Source organism: Caulobacter sp. CCG-8 (assembly GCF_037402475.1).
Classification (GTDB): domain Bacteria; phylum Pseudomonadota; class Alphaproteobacteria; order Caulobacterales; family Caulobacteraceae; genus Caulobacter.
This window is the reverse complement of sequence record NZ_JBBEUD010000009.1, coordinates 119,170-145,164: the sequence shown is the minus strand read 5'-3', so window position 1 is coordinate 145,164 and position 25,995 is coordinate 119,170. Positions and strand designations below refer to the sequence as shown.

Annotated in this window: 18 protein-coding genes; 12 read left to right on the top strand and 6 right to left on the bottom strand. The window is 70.4% G+C overall.

The window, feature by feature from the left end; genetic code table 11:
* The first annotated feature begins 10 nt into the window (after window positions 1–10).
* Both WAE60_RS11065 and WAE60_RS11060 read left to right on the top strand, forming a co-directional pair.
* Window positions 11–5,812 carry a hypothetical protein gene (locus WAE60_RS11065; RefSeq protein ID WP_337686424.1) on the top strand — a complete coding sequence of 1,934 codons (5,802 nt, stop codon included), beginning with the start codon at window positions 11–13 and terminating at the stop codon, window positions 5,810–5,812.
* Between the two features lie 296 nt (window positions 5,813–6,108).
* A complete protein-coding gene (locus WAE60_RS11060) occupies window positions 6,109–7,560 on the top strand; it encodes a DEAD/DEAH box helicase (RefSeq protein WP_029914224.1) in 1,452 nt (483 codons plus the stop codon).
* Between the two features lie 169 nt (window positions 7,561–7,729).
* On the opposite strand, the gene secA is transcribed toward WAE60_RS11060, so the two are convergent.
* The gene (gene secA / locus WAE60_RS11055) at window positions 7,730–10,495 is read right to left on the bottom strand and encodes a preprotein translocase subunit SecA (RefSeq protein WP_029914226.1); all 2,766 of its coding nucleotides are present in this window, start codon (window positions 10,493–10,495) and stop codon (window positions 7,730–7,732) included.
* Window positions 10,496–10,784: 289 nt separating this feature from the next.
* Here secA and WAE60_RS11050 point away from each other — a divergent pair, with 289 nt between their 5' ends.
* From WAE60_RS11050 to WAE60_RS11020, 7 genes are all read left to right on the top strand, one after another.
* The gene (locus WAE60_RS11050; RefSeq protein ID WP_029914228.1) at window positions 10,785–11,765 is read left to right on the top strand and encodes a peptidylprolyl isomerase; all 981 of its coding nucleotides are present in this window, start codon (window positions 10,785–10,787) and stop codon (window positions 11,763–11,765) included.
* Entirely contained in the window at window positions 11,762–13,291 is a 1,530-nt protein-coding gene (gene argJ / locus WAE60_RS11045) for a bifunctional glutamate N-acetyltransferase/amino-acid acetyltransferase ArgJ (protein ID WP_081916852.1), read from the top strand. The genes WAE60_RS11050 and argJ overlap by 4 nt, the downstream gene beginning before the upstream one ends.
* Before the next feature lie 2 nt (window positions 13,292–13,293).
* Entirely contained in the window at window positions 13,294–13,749 is a 456-nt protein-coding gene (locus WAE60_RS11040) for a hypothetical protein (protein ID WP_029914239.1), read from the top strand.
* A gap of 21 nt (window positions 13,750–13,770) precedes the next feature.
* On the top strand, window positions 13,771–14,187 hold the full coding sequence (locus WAE60_RS11035) for a DUF5990 family protein (protein WP_337686420.1): 417 nt from the start codon (window positions 13,771–13,773) through the stop codon (window positions 14,185–14,187).
* A 139-nt stretch (window positions 14,188–14,326) separates the two neighbouring features.
* Complete coding sequence (locus tag WAE60_RS11030; protein ID WP_231499494.1) at window positions 14,327–15,019, top strand: ABC transporter ATP-binding protein; 693 nt, start codon at window positions 14,327–14,329, stop codon at window positions 15,017–15,019.
* Complete coding sequence (locus WAE60_RS11025) at window positions 15,016–16,569, top strand: hypothetical protein (RefSeq protein ID WP_337686418.1); 1,554 nt, start codon at window positions 15,016–15,018, stop codon at window positions 16,567–16,569. The genes WAE60_RS11030 and WAE60_RS11025 overlap by 4 nt, the downstream gene beginning before the upstream one ends.
* Before the next feature lie 93 nt (window positions 16,570–16,662).
* Window positions 16,663–16,899 carry a hypothetical protein gene (locus tag WAE60_RS11020; RefSeq protein ID WP_337686417.1) on the top strand — a complete coding sequence of 79 codons (237 nt, stop codon included), beginning with the start codon at window positions 16,663–16,665 and terminating at the stop codon, window positions 16,897–16,899.
* Between the two features lie 157 nt (window positions 16,900–17,056).
* Here WAE60_RS11020 and WAE60_RS11015 read toward each other — a convergent pair whose 3' ends face one another.
* Both WAE60_RS11015 and WAE60_RS11010 read right to left on the bottom strand, forming a co-directional pair.
* Window positions 17,057–19,357 carry a PAS domain-containing protein gene (locus WAE60_RS11015; protein WP_337686415.1) on the bottom strand — a complete coding sequence of 767 codons (2,301 nt, stop codon included), beginning with the start codon at window positions 19,355–19,357 and terminating at the stop codon, window positions 17,057–17,059.
* 167 nt (window positions 19,358–19,524) lie between these two features.
* The gene (locus WAE60_RS11010) at window positions 19,525–20,925 is read right to left on the bottom strand and encodes an MFS transporter (protein WP_337686414.1); all 1,401 of its coding nucleotides are present in this window, start codon (window positions 20,923–20,925) and stop codon (window positions 19,525–19,527) included.
* Between the two features lie 82 nt (window positions 20,926–21,007).
* Between WAE60_RS11010 and WAE60_RS11005 the strand changes: the two genes are divergently transcribed.
* Window positions 21,008–21,715 (top strand): helix-turn-helix transcriptional regulator, encoded by a 708-nt coding sequence (locus WAE60_RS11005; protein WP_337686413.1) that lies wholly within the window; start codon window positions 21,008–21,010, stop codon window positions 21,713–21,715.
* Between the two features lie 245 nt (window positions 21,716–21,960).
* On the top strand, window positions 21,961–22,293 hold the full coding sequence (locus WAE60_RS11000) for a hypothetical protein (protein ID WP_337686411.1): 333 nt from the start codon (window positions 21,961–21,963) through the stop codon (window positions 22,291–22,293).
* Here WAE60_RS11000 and WAE60_RS10995 read toward each other — a convergent pair whose 3' ends face one another.
* A complete protein-coding gene (locus WAE60_RS10995) occupies window positions 22,294–22,830 on the bottom strand; it encodes a hypothetical protein (protein WP_029914256.1) in 537 nt (178 codons plus the stop codon).
* Between the two features lie 67 nt (window positions 22,831–22,897).
* Complete coding sequence (locus WAE60_RS10990) at window positions 22,898–24,751, bottom strand: ABC transporter transmembrane domain-containing protein (protein WP_337686408.1); 1,854 nt, start codon at window positions 24,749–24,751, stop codon at window positions 22,898–22,900.
* 119 nt (window positions 24,752–24,870) lie between these two features.
* Between WAE60_RS10990 and rpmE the strand changes: the two genes are divergently transcribed.
* The gene (gene rpmE / locus WAE60_RS10985; RefSeq protein WP_029914260.1) at window positions 24,871–25,098 is read left to right on the top strand and encodes a 50S ribosomal protein L31; all 228 of its coding nucleotides are present in this window, start codon (window positions 24,871–24,873) and stop codon (window positions 25,096–25,098) included.
* Between the two features lie 238 nt (window positions 25,099–25,336).
* Here rpmE and WAE60_RS10980 read toward each other — a convergent pair whose 3' ends face one another.
* Complete coding sequence (locus tag WAE60_RS10980) at window positions 25,337–25,846, bottom strand: DUF1465 family protein (RefSeq protein WP_029914262.1); 510 nt, start codon at window positions 25,844–25,846, stop codon at window positions 25,337–25,339.
* Window positions 25,847–25,995 lie beyond the last annotated feature (149 nt).

Genomic DNA, 25,995 nt, shown 5'->3' with positions numbered 1-25,995 from the left:
GAGCGGCGCCATGGACGTGCCGGTCGGCGCGGTCCTCGAACGCCCCGATATCGTGGGCCAGTACAACGCCCTCATCATCACCTCGGCGGCCGGCGCGACGCCCGGTACGACGGTGAGCCTGAACGTCGACGGCACGATCACCGGCGGCGTCACCACCGGTATCCAGGTCACCTCCACCGGCGCCAACAACAGCTTCCCGGCCACCAAGCTCGACCTGACGGTGGGCCAGACCGGCCGGGTCGAGGGCGGCAACGCCATCTGGCTCAACGGCCAGAACTACGCGGGATGGGCTCCCGTCATCGCCACGATCGACAACAGCGGCGTGATCTCGGCGACCGCCATGGGCCTGGTGGCGTCCGATCCGCAGATGTCCGGATTCCAATCGATCACGAACCGGGCGGGCGGCGTGATCCGCAGCGACGCCACCGCCATCTACGGCTCGGTGGGCGTCCTCACCAACGCCGGCCTGATCGACGGCGGAGCCGGATCGGCCTATTGGCTCAACGTCGCCAACACCAGCTTCGCGGTGATCCCCCAGTCGATCACCAACACCGGAACGATCCGGTCCGGCAGCAGCCTGCCCACCATCAGGCTGGACATGGGCTACATGACGATCACCAACAGCGGCGTGATGCGGAACGACGCTTCCGGGTCGGTGATCGACACCGCCAACCTCGTCACGCTGACGAACAAGGCCGGGGGCCTCATCCAGAGCGCCGGCGGGACCGCGATCAGGGCCGACGGCGGGACGATCATCAACGCCGGAACCATCAACGGCAGCATCTTCACCTCCGGCGCACGAGGATCGTCCACGGTGCTGGACAACAGCGCGGGGACCATCAACGGCGCCGTGCAGCTGGGCGCGCAGGACGACATATTGCTCGCGCGCTGGGACGCCGCGGCCGGCCGGATCGCCGGGATTTCGGGCGCCATCGATGGCGGCGGCGGCACGAACACGCTGCGGTTCGACTTCACGCAGGACGTCACGCTCGACTCGCTCATGCAGAACGTCGTGCTCCCCACCCGCTTCCAGAAGCTGGGGATGATGATCGGCCCGAACGCCACCGCCACGCTCAACAGCGACGCGGTCGACGGGCTTTTCATCGGCGGCTCGGGACGGTTCGTGACCACGGGCAAGGTGACCAGCACCGGCGCGGCCTTCGTCACGACGATCGGTCCGCCCTGGGACTACAGCGCGACGCTCGGCTTCAGGAACACGGGCGACATCACCGCGACCTTCTCGCCGGCCGGCGGCGGCGTGGACCCGTACGGCTTCGCCGTCGAGCTGCAGAACCTCAACGACTTCGTCAACACCGGCACGATCACCTCGACGGCCGCCGGCGGCGTGTCCGCCAACTTCCTCTGGGACGTGGCCGGCGGCTTCTCCAACAGCGGCACGATCATCGCCAGCGGTACGGGAGCCTATGTAAACGCAGCCAAATTCAGCAACAGCGGAACGATTCGCTCGACCTCCGGCACGGGCCTCAATCTGGGCTACTTCGCCCGGGTCGGGGACAACAGCGGCACGATCGAGGGCGCACTCATAGGCGCATCCTTGTCCGGCGCCCTGTCCAACAGCGGGACCATCAAGGCGACGAACGGCGTGGGCGTGCTGCTCAACAGCGCCAGCCTCGACAACCTGGCCGGCGGCGTGATCACCGGCTCCAAGGCGTCGGTCGCCAACGGCTACACCGCCCGCGTGACCAACGCCGGAACGCTGAACGGCGACGTCGATTTCACCGCCGGCTACTATTCGAACGACGTCTTCATCAGCAAGGGCGGCACGTTGAACGGCGGCCTGTTGATGGGCGGCGGCGAGGATGTCTTCGTCACCACCGTCGACGACTTCGCCAACGGCAAGTTCAAGAGCGTCACCGGGGCGATGGACGGCGGCGACGGAGTCGACCGTCTGATCCTGCGGGTGGCCGCCAACACGACCACCAAGATCGCGTCCGCGACGTCCTTCGAGCGCGTCGGCTACGAGTTGGGCGACGGCGTCAGCCTGACCCTGACGGCGGACAAGACCTTCACCAGCATGCTGATGCTGGCGGGCAAGGGCAAGGTCGACCTGAGCGCCGACATGACCGTCAACGACGGCTACGCCATCATGGTCACCACCCCGTTCGACGGCGCGTACAGCGATGTCGGCGAGGTCTCGATCGTCAGCCACGGCGCGCTGTCGTTCACCAGCACCAACTATTCCGGCGTCGGCGTGGCGCTGAACGACAAGTCGACGTTCGAGAACCTCGGCAGCATGATCGTCACGGGTCGCGCGTTCACTTCGCCGCCGACGGCCGCGATCACGGGCGGCAAGCTGGTGACCAACTCGGGCACGATCGTCCTGGACGGCGCCGCCGGGATCACCGGCGCGCTCAAGGTCGTCAATACGGGAAGCATCGTCCAGTCGGAGACGGGCGAGCGGTCGCTCGGGCTGTATAACGCCCAGATCGTCGAGAACAGCGGCGTCATCAGCACCGCCGGCGATGCGATCATGCTGTACTACTACAACTACTCCACGCCCACGACGACGACCCCCAGCGTCACCAACAGCGGCGTGATCCACTCCACGACCGGCAACGCCATCATCCAGTACAGCTCGGGCGCGGCGACGATCACCAACACCGCCACCGGCCAGATCGTCAGCGACACGGCGCTGGCGATCAGCACGGGCGGCTATGGCGACACGGTGCGCAACGACGGCGAGATCGTGGGCGGGATCAACCTGAACTACGGCGACGACCGGCTCGAGAACTACGGCTCCATCACCGGCGCCGTGAACCTGGGCGACGGCAACGACACCTTCGTCCAGTGGGTCGGCGGCGCGATGAACGGCACGGTGGACGGAGGCTACGGCCTCGACACCCTGATCATCGACTCGACCGGCGGCGGCAGCGTTTCAGGCTCCCAGTTCACCAATTTCGAGCGCTTCAAGCAGATCGGCGGCGGCAGCCTCGTCTACGAAGGGGTGTTCAACTCGGCGATCGTCCTGGACGGCGGCGGCGCCGAGGTGCTGGCCGGGAAGACGGTCATGACGCCCGCCTTCCTCGGCGGCTCGGACAGCGAGCACATCAAGAACGGCGGCCTGATCCAGGGCAGCATCAACCTCGGCGCCGGCGCCGACAGCGTCGAGAACAACGGCTTCATCGACGGCTCGGTGCTGCTCGGGGACGGAGACGACGTCTACACCGCGGGCCTCGGCTCAGGCGCGCAGTACGCCATCGACGGCGGCGCCGGGACGGACACCTATGTCGTCGAACTGGACGGCCTGTGGGGCAACATCCTGCACGGCGCCAATTTCGAGCGCCTGGGCCTGATCGGCACGGGCAGCCTGAACCTGACCCTGGACCAGAACTGGGAAACGGTCAGCCTGGCCGGCGTGGGCCTGACCCTGCAACAGGGCGCCTTCTCGGTCGGCGGCGTGTTCGGCGGCGATCAGGCCGAGGTCGTGTCCCTGGACCGGGACATCGCCAAGGTTCAGCTCGGCGGCGGAGCCGACGCCCTGACCCTGGCCGGCGACACCTTCGCCGGCGCCTATGACGGCGGCGCGGGGACCGACGCCCTGACATTCTCGACCGGCAACAAGGTCGTCGTGAGCGGCGCGGTCTCGGGCTTCGAGACCGTGGCGCTGAGCAGCGGCCAGATGGACGTGTCCGGCGTCCTGGGGGCCAGCGGCGACAAGCTGACCTTCTCGGGCGGACCGCAGCGACTGACCCTCCTGTCGGGCGGCAAGCTGGACGGAACCGTCGACCTGGGCGCGGGCGCCGACCTGTTCCAGATGGCCGCCGGCGGCCAGTTGGTCGGCACGGTGTTGGGCGGCGCGGGCGACGACAAGGTCGCCATCGACCTGACGTCCGACCTGTCGCTGCGCGGCGACCAGCTGCAGCAGTTCGAGACCCTGGAGGTCACGGGCACGGGCGCGCTGAACTTCACGGGCGGCGCGGCGCACTTCGACCACCTGGTCAGCAACAGCAAGGACCTCACCCTGGCCGCGGGCGCCAGCCTTGACGCCGGCGACCTGACGCTGGGCGGCGACGCCAACACCGTGACCCTGGCCGGCAGCTTCTCGGGCGCGCTGGACCTGGGGGCCGGCGACGACGTCCTGCGCCTGACCACCGGCGGAACCGTCGCGGGCGTCGCGCACGGCGGCGCGGGCCAGGACAGCCTGGTGCTGGCCCTGGGCGGCACGGACGCCGCGCCGATCGCCCTGGGCGCCACGCCGTTCGACGGCTTCGAGACCCTGAGCGTCCAGTCGGGCGTGATCAGCGTTTCGGGCGGCTACGGCTTCGACAGCATCCAGGTCCAGAGCGGACGCCTGATCGGCCTGGCCGGTTCGCAGCTGACGGCCTCGAACATCACCGTGGGCCAGGGCGCGACCTTCGGGTCGGCCGGCGCCGTCAACGGCGACATCGCCGTGGCGGGCACGCTCAGCCCCGGCGCCTCGCCGGGCACCATGACCGTGACGGGCGACGTCGCTCTGGTCGCGGGCTCCACCGCCCTGTTCGAGTTCACGCCGACGGTCAGCGACAAGCTGGTGGTGTCGGGCACGGTGACGATCGCCCAGGGCTCGACCCTGAAGCTGGTCGGCGCCGCCGCCCTGACGCCCGGTCGCCGTCTCGACCTGATCACCGCCGGCGGCGGGATAATCGGGTCGTTCTCGACCATCGACGGCGCGCAGGGGCTGAACCTGCACATCGAGCAGTCGGCCACGCGACTGCAGGCCCTGGGCCTGTTCACGACCGACACGGCCTTCTCCTCGCAGGTGTCGGGCCTGATCGACCAGTTCAACACCGCCCTGATCGACGACAAGGTCAGCGCCTCGCTGATCGCCGCCCTGCCGCTGCTGGTCGATCCGGCCACCAGCAAGAGTGATCCGCGCGCCCTGGCCCGGGTCACGCCCCAGGCCTACGCCTCGGCCTCCCAGCTGGCGGTCGAGGACGGCCTGACGGTGGTCGAGGCCTCGCGCGCCCAGGCGCGCTTCGCGCCCCAGACGCCGGGCCTGTTCGGCTTCGGCCAGGCGATCGCCAGCCAGCGCAAGCTGGACGGCGACGCCGCCGCCGGGATCGCCAAGGGCAAGATCGACACCACCGGCGGCCTGGCCGGGGTGGGCTACGGCGTCGATTCCGCCTGGGCGGGGGTCTTCGTCGGCTACCTGAACGGGCGCCAGCGCATCAGCGAACTGGACGTCCGCACCGGGACCGACAGCTTCGTGATCGGCGCCCAGGGCCAGGTCCGGGTCGGCGGCTTCCAGCTGGGCGCCATGGCGGCCCACGACGGCGCCGACGTCGACACCCGGCGCACCGCGCCCGGCGGGACGGCGGCCAGCGGCGACTACAAGCTCAAGAGCTGGATCGCCGACGTCAACCTGACCTACCGCGCCAAGCTGAACGCCGACTGGGTGGTGCAGCCGCGCCTGGGCGCCAGCTACGTCCAGACCACGCGCGACGGCCTGACCGAACGCGGCGGCGGGGCCTTCGGCCTGGCCGTGCAGGGCGACAAGGCCTCGGCCTGGTTCGTCGACGGCCAGGTGGAGGTGCTGGGCGGCCAGACGGCCGGCGCCCGCCTGCATCCGTTCGCCTCGCTGGGCCTTCGGACGACGGCCAGCGGCGGCGGCACGGCCGCCTCGGCCACGCTGACCGGCCTGCCGACGCCGATCGTCGTCGACGGCCTGGCCCGCGACGGGACCCTGGCCACGGCCGGAGCCGGCGCCGCCTACGACCTCAGCCAGGGCCTGACGGTCTCGGCCGCCTATGCCGGCGAGTTCGGCGACGGCGGGCGCCAAGGGGTGTTCGTCGGCCTGAACTGGAAGTTCTAACCCTCGGAATCGGAGGCCCGTGCGTCAGCGCGGGCCTCCGGAACCCTTGCGACAAAAGGCCTTCTTCGGCCTCGCCCTTGACTTCGCACCTGCAATAAACGACATACGCCGTACGCCATCCGGCGTTATCGGCCGCTCCAGCCGCGTGAGGGACCCCTTCGGTCCAGCCTGTCGAGCGCCCTGAAAGCTTCTCATCAGACCGCCCGTGTCACGCGGGGCGCTCCCCACCGACCCGCCGCGAGGCGAGCCGTGCGAGGATCGCATGCGCCGCCGCGCGGCTGCACGAAAGACACTGAGTGACTCAATTCTCCGATCTCGGCCTCGCCAAGCCCCTGCTGAAGGCGCTGGCCGACAAGGGCTACACCCAGCCCACCCCGATCCAGGAACAGGCCATCCCGACCGTGATGTCGGGCCGTGACCTGCTGGGCATCGCCCAGACCGGCACCGGCAAGACCGCCGCCTTCGCCCTGCCGATCCTGCACCGGCTGGCCGAGGACCGCCGTCCGGCCCCGCGCCGCGGCTTCCGCTGCCTGGTCCTCTCGCCCACCCGCGAGCTGGCCACCCAGATCGCCGACAACTTCAAGGCCTACGGCGCCCATCTGGGCCTGACCGTGGCCACCATCTTCGGCGGCGTGAAGTACGGCCCGCAGATGAAGGCCCTGGCGGCCGGCGTCGACGTGGTCGTGGCCACCCCGGGCCGCCTGATGGACCATCTGGGCGAGAAGTCGGCCCACCTGAACGGCGTCGAGATCTTCGTCCTGGACGAAGCCGACCAGATGCTGGACCTGGGCTTCGTGGTGCCGATCCGCAAGATCGCCAGCCAGCTGCCCAAGGACCGCCAGAACCTGTTCTTCTCGGCCACCATGCCGGGCGAGATCGGCAAGCTGGCCGGCGAGCTGCTGAAGAACCCGGCCCAGGTCTCGATCACCCCGCAGGCCACCACGGTCGAGCGCATCGAGCAGTCGCTGATCTTCATCGAGGCCCAGCGCAAGCGTCCGCTGCTGGCCGAGCTGCTGGCCGACCGCAGCGTCGAGCGCGCCATCGTCTTCACCCGCACCAAGCGCGGCGCCGACCGCGTGGCCAAGTACCTGACCGCCAGCGGCATCGAGAGCGCCTCGATCCACGGCGACAAGACCCAGGGCCAGCGCGAGCGCGCCCTGGCGGCCTTCAAGGCCGGCGAGACCAAGGCCCTGGTGGCGACCGACATCGCCGCGCGCGGCATCGACGTCAACGACGTCAGCCACGTGTTCAACTACGAGCTGCCCAACGTGCCGGAGGCCTATGTCCACCGGATCGGCCGTACGGCCCGCAAGGGCAAGGACGGCGTGGCCATCAGCTTCTGCGCCGACGACGAGCGTCCGCTGCTGAAGGACATCCAGAAGGCCACCCGCCAGACGATCCCGTCCTTCGACCGTCGCAACGACAAGGGCCTGGCGGCCGCCGCGGCCGTGGCCGACAAGCTGGCTCCGCCGGAGAAGTACGTCGATCCGCGCCGCGCCGACCCGCGCAACAACGTGCCGTCGGAACTGCGCCGCCAGCGCAACCGCCCGAACAAGAACGGCGGCCAGAAGGCTCAGGGTCAGGGCCAAGGCCATGGCAAGCCGGGCGGCCAGAACCGCGGCCGCAACGGCGGCGGCCAGGGCCAGGGCCAGCAGGCTCAAGGTCAAGGCCGCTCGGGCGGCGGCGACTTCCGCGGCCCCAAGCGCGCGGCGGCCCCGTCGGAGCGCTGGAACCCCATCGACTCGTGATCCTGACGGGGACATGCCCTTGCGGCGTGTCCCCAACAGCATCCACGGAGCCAAGACTTGGGCACACGCCACGAGGGCGTGTCCCCGTCAGCTTTGGTGGAACTGAAAAAGCAAAACGCCCGCCCCGGTCTCCCGGGGCGGGCGTTTTCTTTCGTCAGACGCTCGGGCTTTAGACCAGCGCGCCGTGGCAGTGCTTGAACTTCTTGCCCGAGCCGCAGGGGCAGGCGCCGTTGCGGGCGGTGTATTCCCAGCCTTCCGGCAGGACCGAGACCGGCAGGGCCTCGCGCTGCTCGGGCGACAGGCCTTCCGGCAGGGCGCCGGCGGTGGCCGCGTTCTCGCCGGTCAGCGGGTCCAGGTGCACCTGGGTCAGGCCTTCCGGCGTGTGCAGGGGCTCGGGCTCGGCATAGGCGATCTCGACCGTCATCAGCCAGCGGGTGGTGTTGGTGCGCAGGTCGCCCAGCAGCTTCTCGAACAGCGAGAAGGCCTCGGTCTTGTACTCGTTCAGCGGGTCGCGCTGGCCGTAGCCGCGCAGGCCGATGACGTTGCGCAGGTGGTCCAGGTGCATCAGGTGCTCGCGCCACTGCAGATCGATCATCTGCAGCAGGAAGTTCTTCTCCACCGAGCGCATCTGCTCGGGGGTGATGATCACTTCGCGCTCGGCGGCGTAGGCGTCGGCCGCCTGGGTGATGCGCTCGCGGAAGGCCTCGTCGTCGACGCCCTCCTCGGCCGCCCATTCCTCGATCGGCAGGTCCAGGCCCAGGATCGCCTGGCAGCGCTCCTTCAGGCCCTCGATGTCCCACTGCTCGGCATAGGCCTTGGGCGGGATGTGGCGGGCGATGAAGTCGTCGACCACGTCGTGGCGCATCTCGGTGATGATCTCCGAGAGGTCGGTCGCCTCCATGAACTCCTGGCGCTGCTCGAACACGGCCTTGCGCTGGTCGTTGACGACGTCGTCGTACTTCAGGAGGTTCTTGCGGATCTCGTAGTTGCGCTGCTCGACGCGCTTCTGGGCGGTGGCGATGGCGTTGTTCAGCCACTTGTGGGTGATCGCCTCGCCTTCCTGGACGCCGAACGTGCGCATGATCGCGTCCAGGCGCTCGCCGGCAAAGATGCGCAGCAGGTCGTCCTCGCACGACAGGAAGAACTTCGAACGACCCGGGTCGCCCTGACGGCCGGTGCGGCCGCGCAGCTGGTTGTCGATGCGGCGGCTTTCGTGGCGCTCGGTGCCCAGCACGAACAGGCCGCCGGCGGCCAGGGCCTTGGCCTTGGCTTCGCTGATCTCGGACTCGATCTCGGCCTTCTGGGCCAGCTCGTCCTCGTGGGTCGGGGTGATCCCCAGGCCCTTCTGCTGCTGCTTCCAGTTGGCCACCCGCATCTCGACGTTGCCGCCCAGCTGGATGTCGGTGCCGCGGCCGGCCATGTTGGTGGCGATGGTCACCGCGCCGGGCACGCCCGCGTCGGCGACGATGCCGGCTTCCTGCTCGTGGAAGCGGGCGTTCAGCACCTGGTGCGGGATGCCCTTGTGCTTCTTGCCTTCATATTCCCAGGCGTAGGTCGACAGCAGCTTGGACAGCTCTTCCGACTTCTCGATCGACACGGTGCCGACCAGGATCGGCTGGCCGCGCGCGTGGCAGTCGGCGATCTGCTTGAGGATCGACTCGTTCTTCTCGCGCTCGGTGCGATAGACCTCGTCGTCGTCGTCGATGCGCTGGACCGGGCGGTTGGTCGGGATCTCGCTGACGCCCATCTTGTAGATGTCGTCGAATTCCTGGGCCTCGGTCGCGGCCGTGCCGGTCATGCCGGCCAGTTTCTTGTAGAGGCGGAAGTAGTTCTGGATGGTCACCGAGGCCAGGGTCTGGTTCTCGGGCTGGATCTGGGCGCCTTCCTTGGCCTCGATGGCCTGGTGCAGGCCTTCCGACAGGCGGCGACCGGTCATCATGCGGCCGGTGAACTCGTCGATCAGGATCACCTCGCCGTCCTTGACGATGTAGTCCTTGTCGAGCGTGTACAGCACGTTGGCGCGCAGGGCCTGGTTGACGTGGTGCACGACCGAGATGTTGGCGGCGTCGTAGAGGCCGGCGGTGTCCTCGGCCAGGTGGCCGCCCGCCATCAGGATCTCTTCGATGCGCTCCTGGCCTTCCTCGGTGAGGATGACCTGCTTCTGCTTCTCGTCGTGATCGTAGTTGGTCTTGTCCTTGATGAGTTCCTTCACCAGGACGTCGATGGTCTTGTAGAACTCGCTGCGGTCCTCGGTCGGGCCCGAGATGATCAGCGGCGTGCGGGCCTCGTCGATCAGGATCGAGTCCACTTCGTCGACGATCACGTAGTGGTGGCCGCGCTGGACCATCTCCTCGACGCTGTAGACGAGGTTGTCGCGCAGGTAGTCGAAGCCGAATTCGTTGTTGGTGCCGTAGGTGATGTCGCTGCGATAGGCGCGCTGACGTTCACCCTGGCTGAGACCGTTGACGATCACGCCGTACGACAGGCCCAGGAAGTTGTGGATCTGGCCCATCCACTCGGCGTCGCGCTTGGCCAGGTAGTCGTTCACGGTGATGACGTGGACGCCCTTGCCTTCCAGGGCGTTCAGGTAGGTCGGCAGGGTGGCGACCAGGGTCTTGCCCTCGCCGGTGCGCATTTCCGAGATGCCGCCGCCGTGCAGGACCATGCCGCCGACCATCTGGACGTCGAAGTGGCGCATGCCCAGCACGCGCTTGGACGCCTCGCGGACGGTGGCGAAGGCTTCGACCAGCAGATCGTCCAGGGTCTCGCCCTTTTCCAGGCGGGCCTTGAACTCGGCGGTCTTGGCCTTGAGGGCCTCGTCCGACAGCGCGGCGTATTCCGGCTCCAGGGCGTTGATCTTCGCCACCTTGGCGGACATCGCCTTGACTTTGCGTTCGTTGGAAGAGCCGAAGAGCTTTTTGGCGAAGCCGAGCATGAAGTGAGGGTTCCGGAGCGGGTGTGTGTGAGGCCGGCGCTAGGGCTTGAAGGCCTTCACTACGGTAAATTCGAGGCGTCGAAGCGAGCGGAAAGTCCACTTCTTCTACGCGCGCGGAGACTTAAGCACCGGCCTAGCGGGTGTCAACGCGAGGCGGGGGCGTGCGGTTACGGTTTGCGCCCCGTTTAACAGCTTCGCGCGTTTTCCGATCCATATCGCGAAGCTGTTTCCTCTTGGCGTTAAACCGCGCTAGAGCGCTGAAGGAGAGTCAGCCGGAGATCGGCCACAGATGAATATTGGTAAGCCTCGCGCGTACGGCCTCGTCGCCGTCCTGGCCCTGAGCCTGCTGGTCGCCGCCTGCGGTCGCAACAAGGCCGACGAGCGCCCGCCCGAACCCGGCGACACCGCCGTCGCCCGGGTCGACGGCCACACGGTCTGGGCCAGCGACGTCAAGCGCGAAGCCGTGGCCCAGGGCCTGATCAGCGAAGGCGAGCCGCTGGACATCGGTTCGGACCTGTTCCGCCAGCGCCTGGACGAGGTGATCGACCAGAAGCTGCTGGCCGCCGAGGCGCTGAAGCAGAAGCTGGACAAGGACCCGGTGGCCCAGCGCCGCCTGGCCGCCGCGCGCGAACGCATCCTGGGCGACATGCTGGTGGAGAGCGTGGTCGAGAAGGCGGTCAACGAGAACGCGATCCGCGGCCTCTACGCCGAGCAGCAGAAGCTGTCCAAGCGCAGCGAGGAGATCCGCGCCCGCCAGATCCTGGTCGCCAGCCAGGCCGACGCCGAGGCCGTCAAGAAGCTGCTGACCGCCGGGGCCTCGTTCGACGCCCTGGCCATGGAGCGCTCGACCGACCCGGCCACCCGCTTCAACGGCGGCGACCTGGGCTACTTCACCGTCGACGTCATGCCGCCGGCCTACGCCGCGGCCCTGCAGAACGTCGAGAAGGGCGCGCTGGTCGGCCCGTTCCAGACCGAGGGCGGCTGGGCCGTGCTGCGCGTCGAGGACAAGCGCCTGGAGGAACCGATCACGCTGGAGGCCGCCCGCCCGCAGATCGTGCGCTTCCTGACCTATGACCAGGTCCGCGACCTGCTGGAGAAGCTGCGCGGCGGGGCCAAGGTCGAGATGCTGACCGGCAAGCCCCAGGACGTGCCCGGCGCGCCGCAGGAGCCGGCCTCGGCCCCGCCCGGCTCGGCCGACCAGGCCCCCTCCTCCGATCTCGACGACGCCCCGCCGGCGTCCGCGCCCGCTCAAGCTCCGGCCAAGAAATGACCAAGACCCCCTCCAAGGCTTCCAAGCCCGCCGCGACCAAGAAGGCGACCAAGGCCGAGCCGAAAGCCAAGGCCGCCAAGCCGGCCGCCGCGCCCTCGCCCACCCCGGCCGAGATCGTCGGCCAGGTCGGCGCCAGCGTCGGCCAGACCCTGGAACGGGCCCTGGACCCGCTGACCGCCGCCCTCAAGCGCGCCGGCCTGCGCCGCGCCCAGAAGGACGCCAGCCAGGGCGCGCCCGAAACCGCCCAGGCGGTCCAGGCCGCGAAGCCCGCCGGCGCGCCGGGGAAACCGGGCCTGGCCGTCTCGCCCCTGGCCGTGCCGTTCCCGACCATCCCGCCGATCGCCGGGGTCGAGATCGCCACGGGCCGCGCCGGCTTCTACAAGCACCAGCGCGAGGACATGCTGCTGATGCGCTTCGCCGAGGGCACCAGTTGCGCCGGCGTGTTCACCCGCCACGGCGTCGGCTCGGCCCCCGTCGACTGGTGCAAGCGCCAGCTGGCCGCCAGCAAGGGCGAGGACGTCCGCGCCCTGGTCGTCAACGCCGGCTGCGCCAACAGCTTCACCGGCAAGCCCGGCGCCGACGCCGTGCGCCGGGTGGCCACGGCCGTGGGCAAGCGCTTCGACTGCCGCCAGCGCGACGTGATGATGGCCTCGACGGGCGTCATCGGCGTCATCCTGGACGACAGCAAGATCATCTCGAACCTGCGCGAGGTGGAGACCCGCCTGACCGAGGACGCCTGGGCCGGCGCCGCGGCGGCGATCATGACCACCGACACCTTCCCGAAGGGCGCCTACGCCACGGCGATGATCGACGGCCACGAAGTGCGGATCGCGGGGATCACCAAGGGCTCGGGCATGATCGCGCCCGACATGGCCACCATGCTGGCCTTCGTGGCCACCGACGCGGCCATCGCCCCGGCCGCCCTGCAGACCCTGGTCAGCCTCTACACCCGCACCACCTTCAACTGCGTGACGGTGGACGGCGACCGCTCGACCAACGACACCTTGCTGCTGTTCGCCACCGGCCAGTCGGGCGCGCCCAAGATTCACCGGGCGGGCGACCGCCGCCTGGCCGATTTCCGCGAAAAGCTGGAGGCCGTGCTGCTGGACCTGGCCCTGCAGCTGGTCCGTGACGGCGAGGGCGCGACCAAGTTCGTCAAGATCACCGTCAACGGCGCCGAAAGCCCGCTGTCGGCCCGCAAGATCGCCCGCACCATCGCCGAAAGCCCGCTGGTCAAGACCGCCTTCGCCGGCGAGGACGCCAACTGGGGCCGCATCGTCATGGCCGTGGGCCGCGCCGACGAGCCGGTCAACCGCGAGAAGCTCAGCGTCAAGTTCGGCGACCTCTACGCCGCCCGCGACGGCCTGGTCTCGGCCGAGTACGACGAGGCCAAGATGAGCAAGTACGTCAAGCGCCAGGAGTTCGAGGTCTCGGTGGACGTCGGCGTCGGCAAGGGCTCGGCCACGGTCTGGACCTGCGACCTGACCAAGCAGTACGTGGCGATCAACGGGGACTATCGGTCGTAGCCATGGCCCTCGATCTCACCGACATCGCCGAGACCTGCCGCGACGCCGGCTACGTCGTGACCGAGATCGATCGCGGCCTGGAGATCGCCGGCGCCGACGACGGCGGGGCCTTCTACCTGTTCCCGGAGGGCGACTGGCTGCAGGTGCGCTGCCAGGTGTTCGACGAGACCGACCTGGACCAGGCCCGCGACCTGACCGCCCTGTTCGAGACCGTGGCCCGGGCCCAGTTCCGGATGATCGGCTGCCGGTTCGGTTTCGACGAGCTGACCGGCCTCTGGCTGGTCGCCGACCTCTTCCCCGGCTTCGAGCCCGAGCGCCTGCCGGCCGTTCTGGAACAGCTGACCTTCGTCTGGAGCTCGCTGGGCGAGGTGCTGGACGCGGCGCTGAAGGGGACGGTCGTGGACGAGGTCACCCTGGACGCGGCGTTCGAATTGGAACCCGACGGCCGGCCGAACTAGGCGGCGGGGAGGCGCAGGCCCATGACCGGACAGGCCGTCATGCTCAGGCTCATCATCCGGGACCCGGTCCCGGGCGTGGCCTACAGCCTTCAGGACAAGGACAACCGGACGGTCGGGCCCGTCACGGCGGGCGACGGCCCGATCGCGTTCGACGTGCCGGTGCGCGTGGCGCCGGGGCCGCGGTTCCTGGGGGATTTCGTGCGCAGCGAAGCCGGCGGCCGGCGCTTCGTCTACATCGCCATCGGCGTCTCGGCGGGCCAGCACGCCTCGCCGTGGACCCGGCGCGCCAAGATCGACATCCATACCCTCCCGGAAGACCTGCTGAACCAGGCGCTGGCGGGCAAGGTCCTGGAGGCCCTGCTTCCCGGCCGCGACAAGGACGGCGGCCCGGCCTGCGCGACCGTGCGGCCGATCGCCCCCTGGCGGGCCGTCGACTGACGTCGGCGCCGGCCGCGAGGCGCTTGAAACCGCGGCCCCAATCGCGTTCTCATGATCGCCTGTCATTGGGGAGACGCCGCGTTTGACCGAAGCCCTCATCGTTCGCGGCCTCGACAAGACCTTCACCAAGCCGGCGGTCATGGACCTGGACCTCACCGTCCACGCCGGCGAGCTGTACGCCCTGCTGGGCCCCAACGGGGCGGGCAAGACCACCACCCTGCGGATGGTCGCGGGCCTGACCAAGCCCGACAAGGGCGAGATCAGCATCTTCGGGATCGACGCCCGGGCGGACCCGGCCGCCGCCAAGGCCATCACCGCCTGGGCGCCGGACGAGGCCATGGTCTATGACCGGCTGACGCCTCTGGAATATCTGGAGTTCGTCGCCGGCCTGTGGAACGTCGAGCCCAAGGCCGCCAAGGCCCGGGCCGAGGCGCTGCTGGCCAAGCTGGGCCTGGCGGCCGAGGCGCGCACGCGCTGCGAGGGCTTCTCGCGCGGCATGAAGCAGAAGGTGGCCCTGGCCGGGGCCCTGATCCACGACCCCAGGCTGCTGATCCTCGACGAGCCGCTGACGGGCCTGGACGCCGCCGCCGCCCGCCTGGTCAAGGACATGCTGCAGGAGCGGGTCGACGCCGGCGGCACGGTGATCCTGACCACCCACATCCTGGAGGTGGCCGAGCGGATGGCCGACCGCATCGGCATCATCGCCGGCGGCCGCCTGCTGGCCGAGGGCTCGCTGGACGCGCTGCGCACCCAAGCCGGCGAGGGAAAGGGCGGCTCCAGCCTCGAGGACGTCTTCCTGCAACTGACCGCGACCGAGGGAGCCCCCGCGTGACCCTGTTCGCGCCGGGCTCGATCCTCTGGCTGCTGGGCCACGAGATGCGGCTGTACTGGCGCAACTTCCGCGCCGGACGGGCCGGCCGGGGCGCGCGCGGGCTGATCAGCCTGGTGATCGTGGCGGCGATGCTGCTGGGCGGCGGCGTCCTGGCGGCCCTGGGGCTGCACGACGTCCAGGTCCCGATCAACCCGATCTCGATCAGCCTGGCGGCCCTGGGCAGCGCCGTGGTCTTCACCCTGATGCTGTCCCAGACCCTGAGCGCGTCGAGCGAGGCGCTGTATGACCGCAACGACCTGGACCTGCTGTTCTCCTCGCCGATCGGGCCCGGCAAGGTGCTGTTCGTGCGCTCGCTGGGCGTGGCGGGCGGGGTCCTGACCATCTTCGCCCTGTTCGTCACGCCCCTGCTGCTGCCGTCGGTGATCTGGGGCCATCCCGGCTGGATCGGGGTGTTCGGGATGCTGGGCGCCCTGGCCTTGAGCTCGACCGCCGTCGGCCTGCTGCTGGCCATGGCCCTGTTCGCCCTGATCGGCCCGCGCCGCACCCGCACCGTGGCCCAGGTGCTGGCGGCCCTGGTCGGCGCCACCTTCTTCCTGGCCAGCCAGACCCGCACGATCCTGGGGGCCCAGAAGAGCAGCAGTCTGTTCCTCGAGATCGAGCGCCAGGCGCAGGAGGGACGGCTGCACCCGCCGCCGATCGTCGCCCTGCCGCTGCGGGCCATGCTGGGCGAGCCCCTGCCCCTGCTGGTCCTGCTGGCCGGCTCGGCGGCGCTGTTCGCCCTGGCCGCCCTGGCGCTGGGCCGGCGGTTCTCGGACGCGGCCGCCGCGACCCAGGGCAAGACCGCCGCCCGGCCGGCCAAGGTCCGCCGCGGCGACGCCCGCCGCGCCTTCGCCGCCGGCCCCTTCCTGGCCACCGTGCGCAAGGAGCTGCTGCTGATCGGCCGCGACGCGGCCCTGCTGTCGCAGGTGCTGCTGCGGGTCCTGTACCTGATCCCCACCGCCCTGGTGCTGAGCCGCAACGCCGCCCACGGCGCGGGCCCGGCGCTGGCCGGCGGGGCCGGGGTCGTGGCCTTCCTGGCCGGACAGGTGGCCGGAAGCCTGGCCTGGATCACCCTGTCGGCCGAGGACGCCCCCGACCTGCTGGCCGTGTCGCCGGCCAGGATCCGCACCCTGCGCCGCGCCAAGCTGGCGGCCGCCCTGATCCCTGTAGCCCTGTTCCTGGTCCTGCCGATCGCGGTCCTGACCTGGTTCCTGCCGACCGCCGGCGTCTGGACGGCGCTGGGCGCGGCCCTGGCGGCCTGGAGCAGCGGCCTGATCAACATCTGGCACCAGCGGCCGGGCAAGCGGTCGGACTTCAAACGACGCGGCGGGGCCTCATGGATGGCGACCATCGCCGAGATGCTGGTCTCGGCCCTGCTGGCCGGCGCCACGGGCATCGCCGTGGCCGGCCTGTGGGCCTGGGCCCTGATCCCGCTGGGCCTGGCCGGCGCGGCCCTGCTCAGCCTGCGGCGCAGCGACGCCCAGATCGCCCGCAACCTTCGAACACGGTAAAGCTGCGATTAGGGTTTTACCTGATTGCGCGACATTGCGACGCAGCTACGGTCTATGTCGGGTCGGGGACATAGAGTTGAGTCGAGAGTACGCATGCCCGCCGTGCACGCCACGTTCCGATCCCAGAACCACCGGGCGACCCGCCAGGAGTCGAAGGCCCTGGTCGTAGCGATCAGCGCGCTGCAGCTGGCGATGCTCTTCCTGGTCTGGCTGGTGGCCCTGATCCCGATGGCCCTGCTGGCCCTGGGCGCGACGGTGGTCCAGGCGCTGAAGCCCGCGGCCGCGAAGACCCCCGCGCCGATCGACTTCCAAGCGACGCCTAGGCTCTGATTTCTCCAAATCCCAAAATGTTATCATCCCGGAAGCCTCGCAGAGGCTGTCCGGGACCCAGGGGACTGGGCTGATGCTTTGCGGTTCACCTGGGTCCCGGACGAGCGCCGCGCGCTTTCCGGGATGACACCATTTTGGGGCGTGCTTGTTCGCCGCCCTACCCGTCAAGCGCCGCCTCGATCCGGCACACCACGCCGTCCGGCCTGAAGTCGATGTGCGCAACGCCCGACAGCTCGGCGGCCAGGCCCCGTTCGATCAGGCGCGAGCCGAAGCCCCGACGGCTGGGCGGAGAGACCGGCGGGCCGCCGGTCTCGGTCCAGGTCAGGACCAGGCGGGGATGGGCCCCGCCGGGGACCACGGTCCAGGCGATCCGCACCTGACCCGTCGTCAGCGACAGCGCCCCGTACTTGACCGCGTTGGTCGCCAGCTCGTGCAGGGCCATCGACAGCGACAGCGCCATGCGCGGCGACAGCCGCACCGACCCGCCCTCGGTCGCGAACCGCTCGGCGCCGCCGTGCAGGTCCTCCAGGCGGCCCAGCAGGTCCAGCAGGTCGGCCCCCTCCCAGTTCTCGCGGGTCAGCAGGTCGTGGGCCTCGGCCAGGGCGACGATACGGGCCGAGAAGGCCTCCTGCGCTTGGGGCAGCGAGCGGGCGGCGTGGAAGGTCTGGGCGGCGATGGCCTGGATGGTGGCCAGCGAGTTCTTGACCCGGTGATTCAGCTCGTTGACCAGCAGCCGCAGGTGCAGCTCGGCGCGCTTGCGGTCGGTGATGTCGACCGTGGCCCCGACCACGCGCGCGGGCTTGCCGGCGTCGTCGAAGAAGCCCCGGCCCTTGGCCGAGATCCAGCGCTCCTTGGCGTCGTCGCGGCCCACCGTTCGGTACTCGACGTCGATGTCGGCGCGGCGGACAGGGTCCATCGAGGCCAGCAGCGCCGCGCGCACGGCCTCGCGATCATCGGGATGCATGGCCGCGTAGAAGTCGTCCAGCCCGACATCGGCCCCCAGCGCCATGCCGAACATGCCGTAGCCGCGTTCAGACCAGCGCAGCTGACGCTTGCGGACGTCGTAGTCCCAGGTGCCCACATTGCCCGCGTCCAGGGCCAGAGCCATGGTCGCCTCGCGCAGCACCTGGTCGGCCTCGGCCTCCTTGCGCTCGGTGACGTCGGACACCACGCCCACGAAGCGCACGCACAGGCCGTCCTGGAAGAAGGCCCGGCCGAAGGTCTCGATCCAGCGCAGCGCGCCGTCGTTGTCGCGCCGGACGCGGTACTCGCGGTTGATGGTGTTGTCGCCCGCCGGGTCCATGGCCGCGCGGATGGCGTCCATCAGCGCCGGCAGGTCGTCGGGATGGACCAGCCGCTCGAAGGCGTCGAGCGGGTTCTCGATCATGCCCTCCGGCAGGCCGTAGATCTCGCGGCAGCGCTTGTCCCAGTAGCGCTCGCCGGTCTGCGGATTGTGGTCCCAGCGGCCCAGGCCCGCGCCGTCGACGGCGATGCGCAGGTCGGCCTCGGCCGCTTCCAGCGCGTGCTCGATGCGCTTGCGGTCGGTGATGTCGACCATCACCCCGCGGTGGCGCACCGCCCAGCCCCGGGCGTCGCGCTCGACCTTGCCGCGGGTCTGCACCCAGCGGATCGAGCCGTCGGCCTGGATCAGCCGATACTCCTCGTCGAAATCGTTCGTGGTCCGCAGGTGGGTGCGGCCGGACTTGAGCAGCCGCGCGAAGTCGTCGGGGTGCAGGGCCTTGCTGAAATCCGCCAGCGGCAGCCCGCCGACGGCGCGCTCGGGGTCGACGTTGTGGAACCGCGCGTAGCGGGCGTCGGCATAGACCTTGTCGGCGAGGATGTCCCAGTCCCAGGTGCCCACCCCGCTGGCCGCCCTCAGGGCCAGCTGGTAGCGCTCCTCGCTGGCCCGCAGGGCCTGCTCGGCCTGGACCCGCCGCGTGACGTCGGTCAGGGCGATCAGCACCCCGCCCACGCCCGACGGCGCGGTGGCGTCGGGCATCGGGCTGAGCCGGATGTTGAAATAGCCGTCGGTGACCGAGCCGTCCGGCTGGATCGTGGTCAGGAACAGGTCCTCGATGACCGTGCCGCCGCTGGCCCCGGCCAGGATCGCCCGCTCGGGCCCCTCGGAATCGGCGGCCGAGGTCGGCGGCGCCTCGGCGAAGGTCTTGCCCAGCACGTACGGATGACGTTCGCCCAGCATGGGGGCGTAGGCGTCGTTGTAGATCAGCACCATCTCCGGACCCCAGCGAAGGGCGCTGGGAAACCGGCTGGCGACGATCATGTCGACGGCGAAGACCAGGGCGAGCGACCACGTGGCGCGCGGGCCGAGCGGCGTGGCCGCCCAGTCGAACGCCGCGATCCGCTCGCGCAGATCGCCGGGCGCGAACGTCTCCTCCGCCGAAGGCGTGCCTAACGGGGGCGTGTCGGGGGCGAGCCCCTGATCACGGGTGTCCACCATGCCCGTGTTCCTTCCCGGCCGCGGTCAACGGCCAAGGTGCAGCAGACCTCATGGCGGGCGGGGTTTCAAGCCGCGGCGCTGGACCCTGGGATTCTCATCCAACGAAAAACAGCCCGTTCCCACCTGCGGAGGCGAAAACGGCCGATAATTCATCCGGTTGCGGTCGGCTAGCCGACACTGGCCGCCGTACGGCCCTCACTGCGCCACGCCAGCCAGGCCGCGACCAGCAGCACCGCCGCGGCGATCAGGCCCGAGACTCGGAGTCCGGCGGCAATGCGCTCGGGACCGCCGGCCGCCAGGGCGCCCATCACCGCCACCCCCGCCGCGCCGGCCGCCTGGCGGCAGGCGTTCAGCACGCCCGAGGCCGTGCCCGAGAAATGGCGGTCGACGCTGGCCAGCAGGGCGCTGGTCATGGCCGGCACCGCCGTGCCCATGCCGCCGGGGATCAGCAGGAAGCCGGGGACCATCAGCCAGAACGGCGTGGTCGGGGTCAGCCGGCTGGTCAGGGCGTAGCCCAGCGCCGCCACCAGCACCCCGCCGGCCATGGTCCGCGCCGGGCCGAAGCGGTGGGCGATCCGGCTGCTGAGCAGGTTGGAGACGATGAAGGTCGCCGTCAGCGGCAGGAAGGCCAGGCCCGCCTGGACCGCATCGTAGCCCGCCGAGCGCTGCAGGAAGAGCCCCAGCACGAAGATCACGCCGTAATAGGTGAAGTTGACGCCGACCCCGATCGCCACCGCCGACCAGACCATGCGGTTCCTGAACACTTCCAGGGGGACCGCCGGATGCGCGCTGCGCATCTCGACCGCCAGGAAGGCCGCCCCCGCCGCGACGCCGCCGGCCAGGGCGCCCAGGACCAGCGGATCGCTCCAGCCGCGATGGCCGCCCTCGATCACCGCCCCGACCAGGCCGACCAGGGCGAGGAAGGCCAGGACCTGTCCGGGCAGGTCCAGCGGCCGCTTCTCGCGCGGCGGGACCTCGGGCACGAAGGCCAGGGTCAGGGCCGAGCCCAGCAGGCAGAGCGGCAGGTTGACCAGGAACACCCAGCGCCAGCCCAGGGCGCCGATCAGCAGGCCGCCGATCACCGGTCCAGCGGCGATCGACACCCCGCCGGCCGCCGTCCACCAGCCCACGGCCCAGGCGCGGGCCTTGTCGTCGCCGGCCGCCGCGTGGGTGATCAGGGCCAGCGAGGGCGGCACCAGCAGGGCGGCGGCCGCCCCCTGGATCGCCCGGGCCAGGATCAGCTGCAGGGCGTCGTGGGCCAGGCCGCAGGCGGCGGACGACAGGGCGAACAGCACCAGCCCGGCCAGGAAGGCCCGCCGGGGTCCGAACCGGTCGCCCAGCGCCCCCGCCGACAGCAGCAGCGCCGCCAGCAGCAGGGTGTAGGCGTCCACCACCCACTGCAGGCTGGCGGTCGGGGCCCCGAACTCGCGGCCGATGGCGTCCAGGGCCACGTTGACGATGGTCACGTCCAGCTGGACGATCGTGAAGCCGAAGCTGGCGGCCGCCAGGATCATCGGCAGGCCGGCGGGACGGCGGGCGGAGGCGGACGCGACTCGGACGTTGGTCATGGCGCGATCTTCGCCCAGGTCGCGGCCCGATGTTACACGCGGGAGTGAAGCATCCGGGCGATGGCTGTCTTATAGTCAGTCCATGGAAGCCAATATCGCCTCCCCCGCCGCCCTGATCGGCGATCCCAGCCGGGCGGCCATGCTGCAGGCCCTGCAGGACGGCCGGGCCCATCCGGCCGGGGCCCTGGCCTGGGCCGCGGGCCTGACGGCGCAGGCGGCCAGCAACCACCTGGCCAAGCTGGTCGACGGCGGGCTGGTCAGCGTCGAGCGCGAGGGCCGCCACCGCTACTACCGCCTGGCCAGCGCCGAGGTCGCCCACGTGCTGGAGGCCCTGGCCGTGCTGGCCGCGCCGGTCCGCTCGCTGGAGCAGCCCCGCTCGCCCCAGGCCCGCGCCCTGCGCGACGGCCGCTGCTGCTACGGCCACCTGGCCGGGCGGCTGGGCATCGCCGTGACCGACGCCCTGGTCGCCCGCGACCTGATCCGCCCCGCCGACGACAAGCTCTACGCGATCACCCCGCAAGGCCGCGCCTGGTTCGAGGACCTGGGCCTGGACCTCGAGGCCACGCGCTCCAAGCGCGGCGCGGCCCGCCAGTGCCTGGACTGGACCGAGCGCCGCCACCACCTGGCCGGCCCGCTTGGCGTGACCCTGCTCAGCCGCATGGTCGCCCTGGGCTGGATCGAGACCGTCGCCGGCAGCCGCGCGGCCAAGCTGACGACGCTGGGGCGCGAGGAACTGCGGACGCGGCTGGGGGTCGATCTGGAAGCGGTCGAGGGCCGCGCGGCGGCCTAGGTCTTTTCCCTTCCCTCCCCTTCATGGGGAGGGCGGCCCTGGCTGAGCCAGGGTCGGGTGGGGCCTGCTGAGTTAGGCGCCCTGCACCGATCCCCCACCCGTCCGCTTCGCGTCCACCCTCCCCACAAGGGGGAGGGACGGCGCCTATTGATTAGGCGTGCGTGCGATTGTCACGATCCCTTGGAAGATGTCCCGCGTCGAGACACATCTCAGCGTTGATGATGGGTCATCCCGGGAGCCCCGCCATGCCCGACTTCAAGCTCGCCCTCGCGCCCAGCCAGCTGACCCAGACGATCAATCCGTGGTCCTGGACCTTCGGCGATTTCAGCCTGTTCACCGTCAACCTGGGCAAGTCGGCCGCCCCCGGCGTCGAGGCGCGGATCCTGGACGAGGTCGGCAGCTACGGCCGCCAGCTGGGCCGGATCGGCGAGGCCCTGTCGGTGGTCATCGACTGGGCCGAGAAGCAGGGCCTGCCCGAGCACAAGGCGATCGCCGAGCTCAAGCTGCAGCTGGAGCACGTGGACGTGATCCGGCGGGAGGAAAAGGCGCCGGCGCCGACGGCGACCGCCGTCGAATAGCTAGGCCGCGTCGCGCAGCTTGCGCAGGCGGTTGGCGCCCCGCAGGCCGTTGTAGAACAGCAGCAGGCAGACCAGGTCCACCACCACCGCCAGGGCCTGGCGCCAGGCCGGGATCATGTGGGCGCTCGCCGTCGCGGGATTGGCCATGTTCAAGACCAGCATCAGCAGGCTGTAGAGCGCCAGCAACCCCAGCAGCAGCGGGATGACCGCGTTGGGCTTGCGCCACTGCACGACGCCGACGATCGCGAACACGGCCGCGAACCCGACGCTCATGGCGAGCGTGGTGTAGACCATCGCCGGGCCCATCATCGCCAGGGCCGCCTGCCCCGCCTGGCTGCTCTCGCCGTACATGGTGGCCGTGACGGCGCGCAGCTGGGCCAGGTAGCCGTCGATGTTCACGGCGATCAGCGCCGCGCCGAACAGGCCGTGGGCGGCGCTGACGAACGCCCCCACGGCGCCGGCGCGGCCCGAGGCCAGGGCCTCGTCCTCGGTGGAGATGGCGGCGGCCGGATTGAGCCAGCGCGACAGGTCGTTCATTGGAAAGCCCCCAGGGTTACAAGCTTGACCGCACCATCCGAGGTTGCGGCCGGCCGGTCAACGGGCCCTAGGCCGCCTCCACCCCGAACTGCAGCCGCGCCAGCTTGGCGTAGAGGCCGCCCTGGGCCGCCAGCTCGGCGTGGGTGCCCTGCTCGACCACCCGGCCGTCCTCCATGACCACGATGCGGTCGGCCTTGAGCACGGTGGCCAGGCGGTGGGCGATGACCAAGGTGGTGCGCTCGCTCATGGCGTCGTGCAGGGCCTTCTGGACCAGGCGCTCGTTCTCGGCGTCCAGGGCGCTGGTGGCCTCGTCCAGCAGCAGGATCGGGGCGTCGCGCACCAGGGCGCGGGCGATGGCCAGGCGCTGGCGCTGGCCGCCCGACAGGGTCTTGGCCCGCTCGCCCACCGGGGTGTCGAAACCCTCCGGCAGGGCGTTGATGAAGGCCGTGGCCTGGGCCGCGTCGGCGGCGGCGCGGGCCTCGGCCTCGGTGGCGTCCTCGCGGCCGAAGCGGATGTTGTCTAGGGCCGAGCCCGAGAACAGCGGGCTGTCCTGGGCCACCAGGGCCATGCGGTCGCGGACCTCGGCCGGATCGGCGTCGCGCAGGTCGACCCCGTCCAGGCGCACCACGCCGGTCTGCGGGTCATAGAATCGCAGCAGCAGCCGCAGCACCGTGCTCTTGCCCGCCCCCGAGGGCCCGACCAGGGCCACGGTCTCGCCCGGCTTCACGACCAGGTCGAAGCCCTTCAGGGCCGGCAGGTCCGGGCGGCCCGGATAGGCGAAGGTCACGTCCTCGAAGGCGATGGCGCCGCGCGAGGGGACCGGCAGGGTCTTGGGCTTTTCCGGCGCGGCGATGCCGGGCTGGGAATTGAGCAGCTCGGAGATCCGGTCCATGGCCCCGGCCGCCTTCTGCACGTCGCCCCAGACCTCGCCCAGGGCGCCGACCGAGCCGGCGGCGAAGATGGCCAGCATGGCGAACTGGGCCAGGGTGCCCGGCGTCATCTCGCCCGACAGCACCAGGTGCGCCCCGACCCACAGCAGCAGGGTCACGCCGCCGAACGCCAGGGTCATGACCACGACGGTCATGCGGGCCCGGGCGCTGACCCGCCGGATCGAGGCCTTGTAGGCCGTCTCGACGGCGCCGCCGAACCGGGTGTCGGCCGCGCCCTCGCGCCCGAAGGCCTGGACGGTGTCCAGGGCGTCCAGACTCTCGCCGGCGTAGCCGACCGCGTCGGCGAACTTGTCCTGGGCGGTGACCGACAGCTTGCGGACGTTGCGGCCCAGCAGGAAGATCGGCGCCAGCACCACCGGCACCATCAACACGATGAAACCGGCCAGCTTGGGGCTGACGAAGGCCATGTAGCCCAGGCCGCCGATCAGGCTGAGCGTGTTGCGCAGGGCCACCGAGACGCTGGTGCCCACCAGTTGCTCGACGATGGTGATGTCGGTCGTCATCCGCGACAGCACCTCGCCGGTGCGGGTCTTCAGGAAGAAGGCCGGGTCCAGCTTCAGGGTGTGGCCGTAGAGCGCCCGGCGCAGGTCGGCGACGACCCGCTCGCCCAGGCGCGTGACGAAGAAGAATCGCAGGGCCGTGGCCACCGCCAGCAGCAGGGCCACCGCCGCCAGACCGAGGAAGGCGCTGTTGACCGCCTCGCCCGAGCCCTTGCTGAAGCCCTTGTCGATCACGCCCTTGAAGGCCCCGGTCAGGCCCAGGGTGGCGCTGGTCGAGAACAGCAGGAAGAAGCCGGCGGCCAGGGCGTCGCCCACGTGGCGGCGCACGAAAGGCAGCAGATGCGCCAGCGGACGGATGTCCTTGCGGCGCGGACGGCGGTTGGCGGCCTCGGCCAGATTCTGGACCAGCTCCGCGCCCGCGCTCGGCCTGCCCTCGGCCGAAATCTCGCCCGCGTTCACGTCACTCATCAACTGTCCCTTGCCAAATTCGCGCGCTTTCTTTATAGCCGCGCGTCTCCGAGAGCCACCCGCAAGGTTCGGCTCCCGCCCACACATTCTTACATGCCGCCTCAAGTCGGTTGGATCGCCCGATGAAACAAGACATTCACCCCGACTATCACTTCATCACCGTCACCCTGACCGACGGCTCGTCGTACAAGACGCGTTCGACCTACGGTAAGGAAGGCGCCACCCTGGCGCTGGACATCGATCCGCGCGTGCACCCGGCCTGGACCGGCGGCAACGCCCAGATGATGGACCGTGGCGGCCGCGTCTCGCGCTTCAACGCGAAGTTCGCCGGCTTCACCGCCAAGAAGTAAGCGTTCCACGCTTCTCGCCGTAAGGGCGACGAAAGGCCGGTTCCGCGTTAGCGGGCCGGCCTTTTCTGTTTTGGGATGCTCCTCCGCCCCCTATGGGGGCGGACAGGCGACGAAGTCGCCAAGTGGGGGCAAGTGAGACGGGATGGGGCGCACAAAGGTTAGCGGCGTCGCGGCTAACACTTGCCCCCTACGGACCGCTTCGCGGTCGTCTTCCCCCGGAGGGGGTAAGAGGCGCGACCTAGGCCGCGCCGAACGCCGCGCTCAGGCGGTCGAAGTGGGCCTGCACCGGACGCGGGGCTTCTTCCTCGGTGGCGGCCTCGACGTACATGCGCTTGTCCAGGTGGCGGACGCGCTCGTAGAGGCGCTCGGAGCGCTGCAGCAGGTTGACCAGGCCGAAGGGCAGGTCCTCGACGGCGGCGGCTTCGCCGCTCTCCAGGCCCAGGCGGTAGTTCTCGGCGCAGGCGGCCTCGGCGGCCATCTCGCCTTCCTTGACCGCGCGCTGCACCAGGAGCCACGAGGCCACCTGCATCAGGCGGGTGGTCAGGCGCATGCTTTCGCTGGCGTAGGCCAGGGCGGCGTTGCGCGAGAGGATCTTGCTGTCGTGGCGGCCGGCCCCGTCCAGGTAGGCGGCGGTCTCCTCGACCAGCGTCATGCCTTCCTCGAAGGTCCGATCAAACAGTTCGGAGCGGGCGAAATCCTGGATCACGCCAGCACGCCAGGGGGCCTGGGCCACGTTCAACTCGGTCATAGCTACTCATTGCCCCTTCGAAAGGCCGCGAGACCGTCTCGCCGGACAGGGGGACTGCAACCCCCGTGCCAGACGTGATCGTCCCGTTTCGCGACCGCCCCTCCCCAAGTTCGACGCAAATCGTATCCGAGTCAGGCGGGCCCGAGAGT

Excerpts from the sequence above, each read along its gene's own strand:
- WAE60_RS11065 (WP_337686424.1), top strand. The coding sequence starts at position 11 with ATGGACGTGCCGGTCGGCGCGGTCCTCGAACGCCCCGATATCGTGGGC.
- secA (WP_029914226.1), bottom strand. The coding sequence starts at position 10,495 with ATGCTCGGCTTCGCCAAAAAGCTCTTCGGCTCTTCCAACGAACGCAAA.
- WAE60_RS11050 (WP_029914228.1), top strand. The coding sequence starts at position 10,785 with ATGAATATTGGTAAGCCTCGCGCGTACGGCCTCGTCGCCGTCCTGGCC.
- argJ (WP_081916852.1), top strand. The coding sequence starts at position 11,762 with ATGACCAAGACCCCCTCCAAGGCTTCCAAGCCCGCCGCGACCAAGAAG.
- WAE60_RS11040 (WP_029914239.1), top strand. The coding sequence starts at position 13,294 with ATGGCCCTCGATCTCACCGACATCGCCGAGACCTGCCGCGACGCCGGC.
- WAE60_RS11035 (WP_337686420.1), top strand. The coding sequence starts at position 13,771 with ATGACCGGACAGGCCGTCATGCTCAGGCTCATCATCCGGGACCCGGTC.
- WAE60_RS11030 (WP_231499494.1), top strand. The coding sequence starts at position 14,327 with ATGGACCTGGACCTCACCGTCCACGCCGGCGAGCTGTACGCCCTGCTG.
- WAE60_RS11020 (WP_337686417.1), top strand. The coding sequence starts at position 16,663 with ATGCCCGCCGTGCACGCCACGTTCCGATCCCAGAACCACCGGGCGACC.
- WAE60_RS11015 (WP_337686415.1), bottom strand. The coding sequence starts at position 19,357 with ATGGTGGACACCCGTGATCAGGGGCTCGCCCCCGACACGCCCCCGTTA.
- WAE60_RS11010 (WP_337686414.1), bottom strand. The coding sequence starts at position 20,925 with ATGACCAACGTCCGAGTCGCGTCCGCCTCCGCCCGCCGTCCCGCCGGC.
- WAE60_RS11005 (WP_337686413.1), top strand. The coding sequence starts at position 21,008 with ATGGAAGCCAATATCGCCTCCCCCGCCGCCCTGATCGGCGATCCCAGC.
- WAE60_RS11000 (WP_337686411.1), top strand. The coding sequence starts at position 21,961 with ATGCCCGACTTCAAGCTCGCCCTCGCGCCCAGCCAGCTGACCCAGACG.
- WAE60_RS10995 (WP_029914256.1), bottom strand. The coding sequence starts at position 22,830 with ATGAACGACCTGTCGCGCTGGCTCAATCCGGCCGCCGCCATCTCCACC.
- rpmE (WP_029914260.1), top strand. The coding sequence starts at position 24,871 with ATGAAACAAGACATTCACCCCGACTATCACTTCATCACCGTCACCCTG.
- WAE60_RS10980 (WP_029914262.1), bottom strand. The coding sequence starts at position 25,846 with ATGACCGAGTTGAACGTGGCCCAGGCCCCCTGGCGTGCTGGCGTGATC.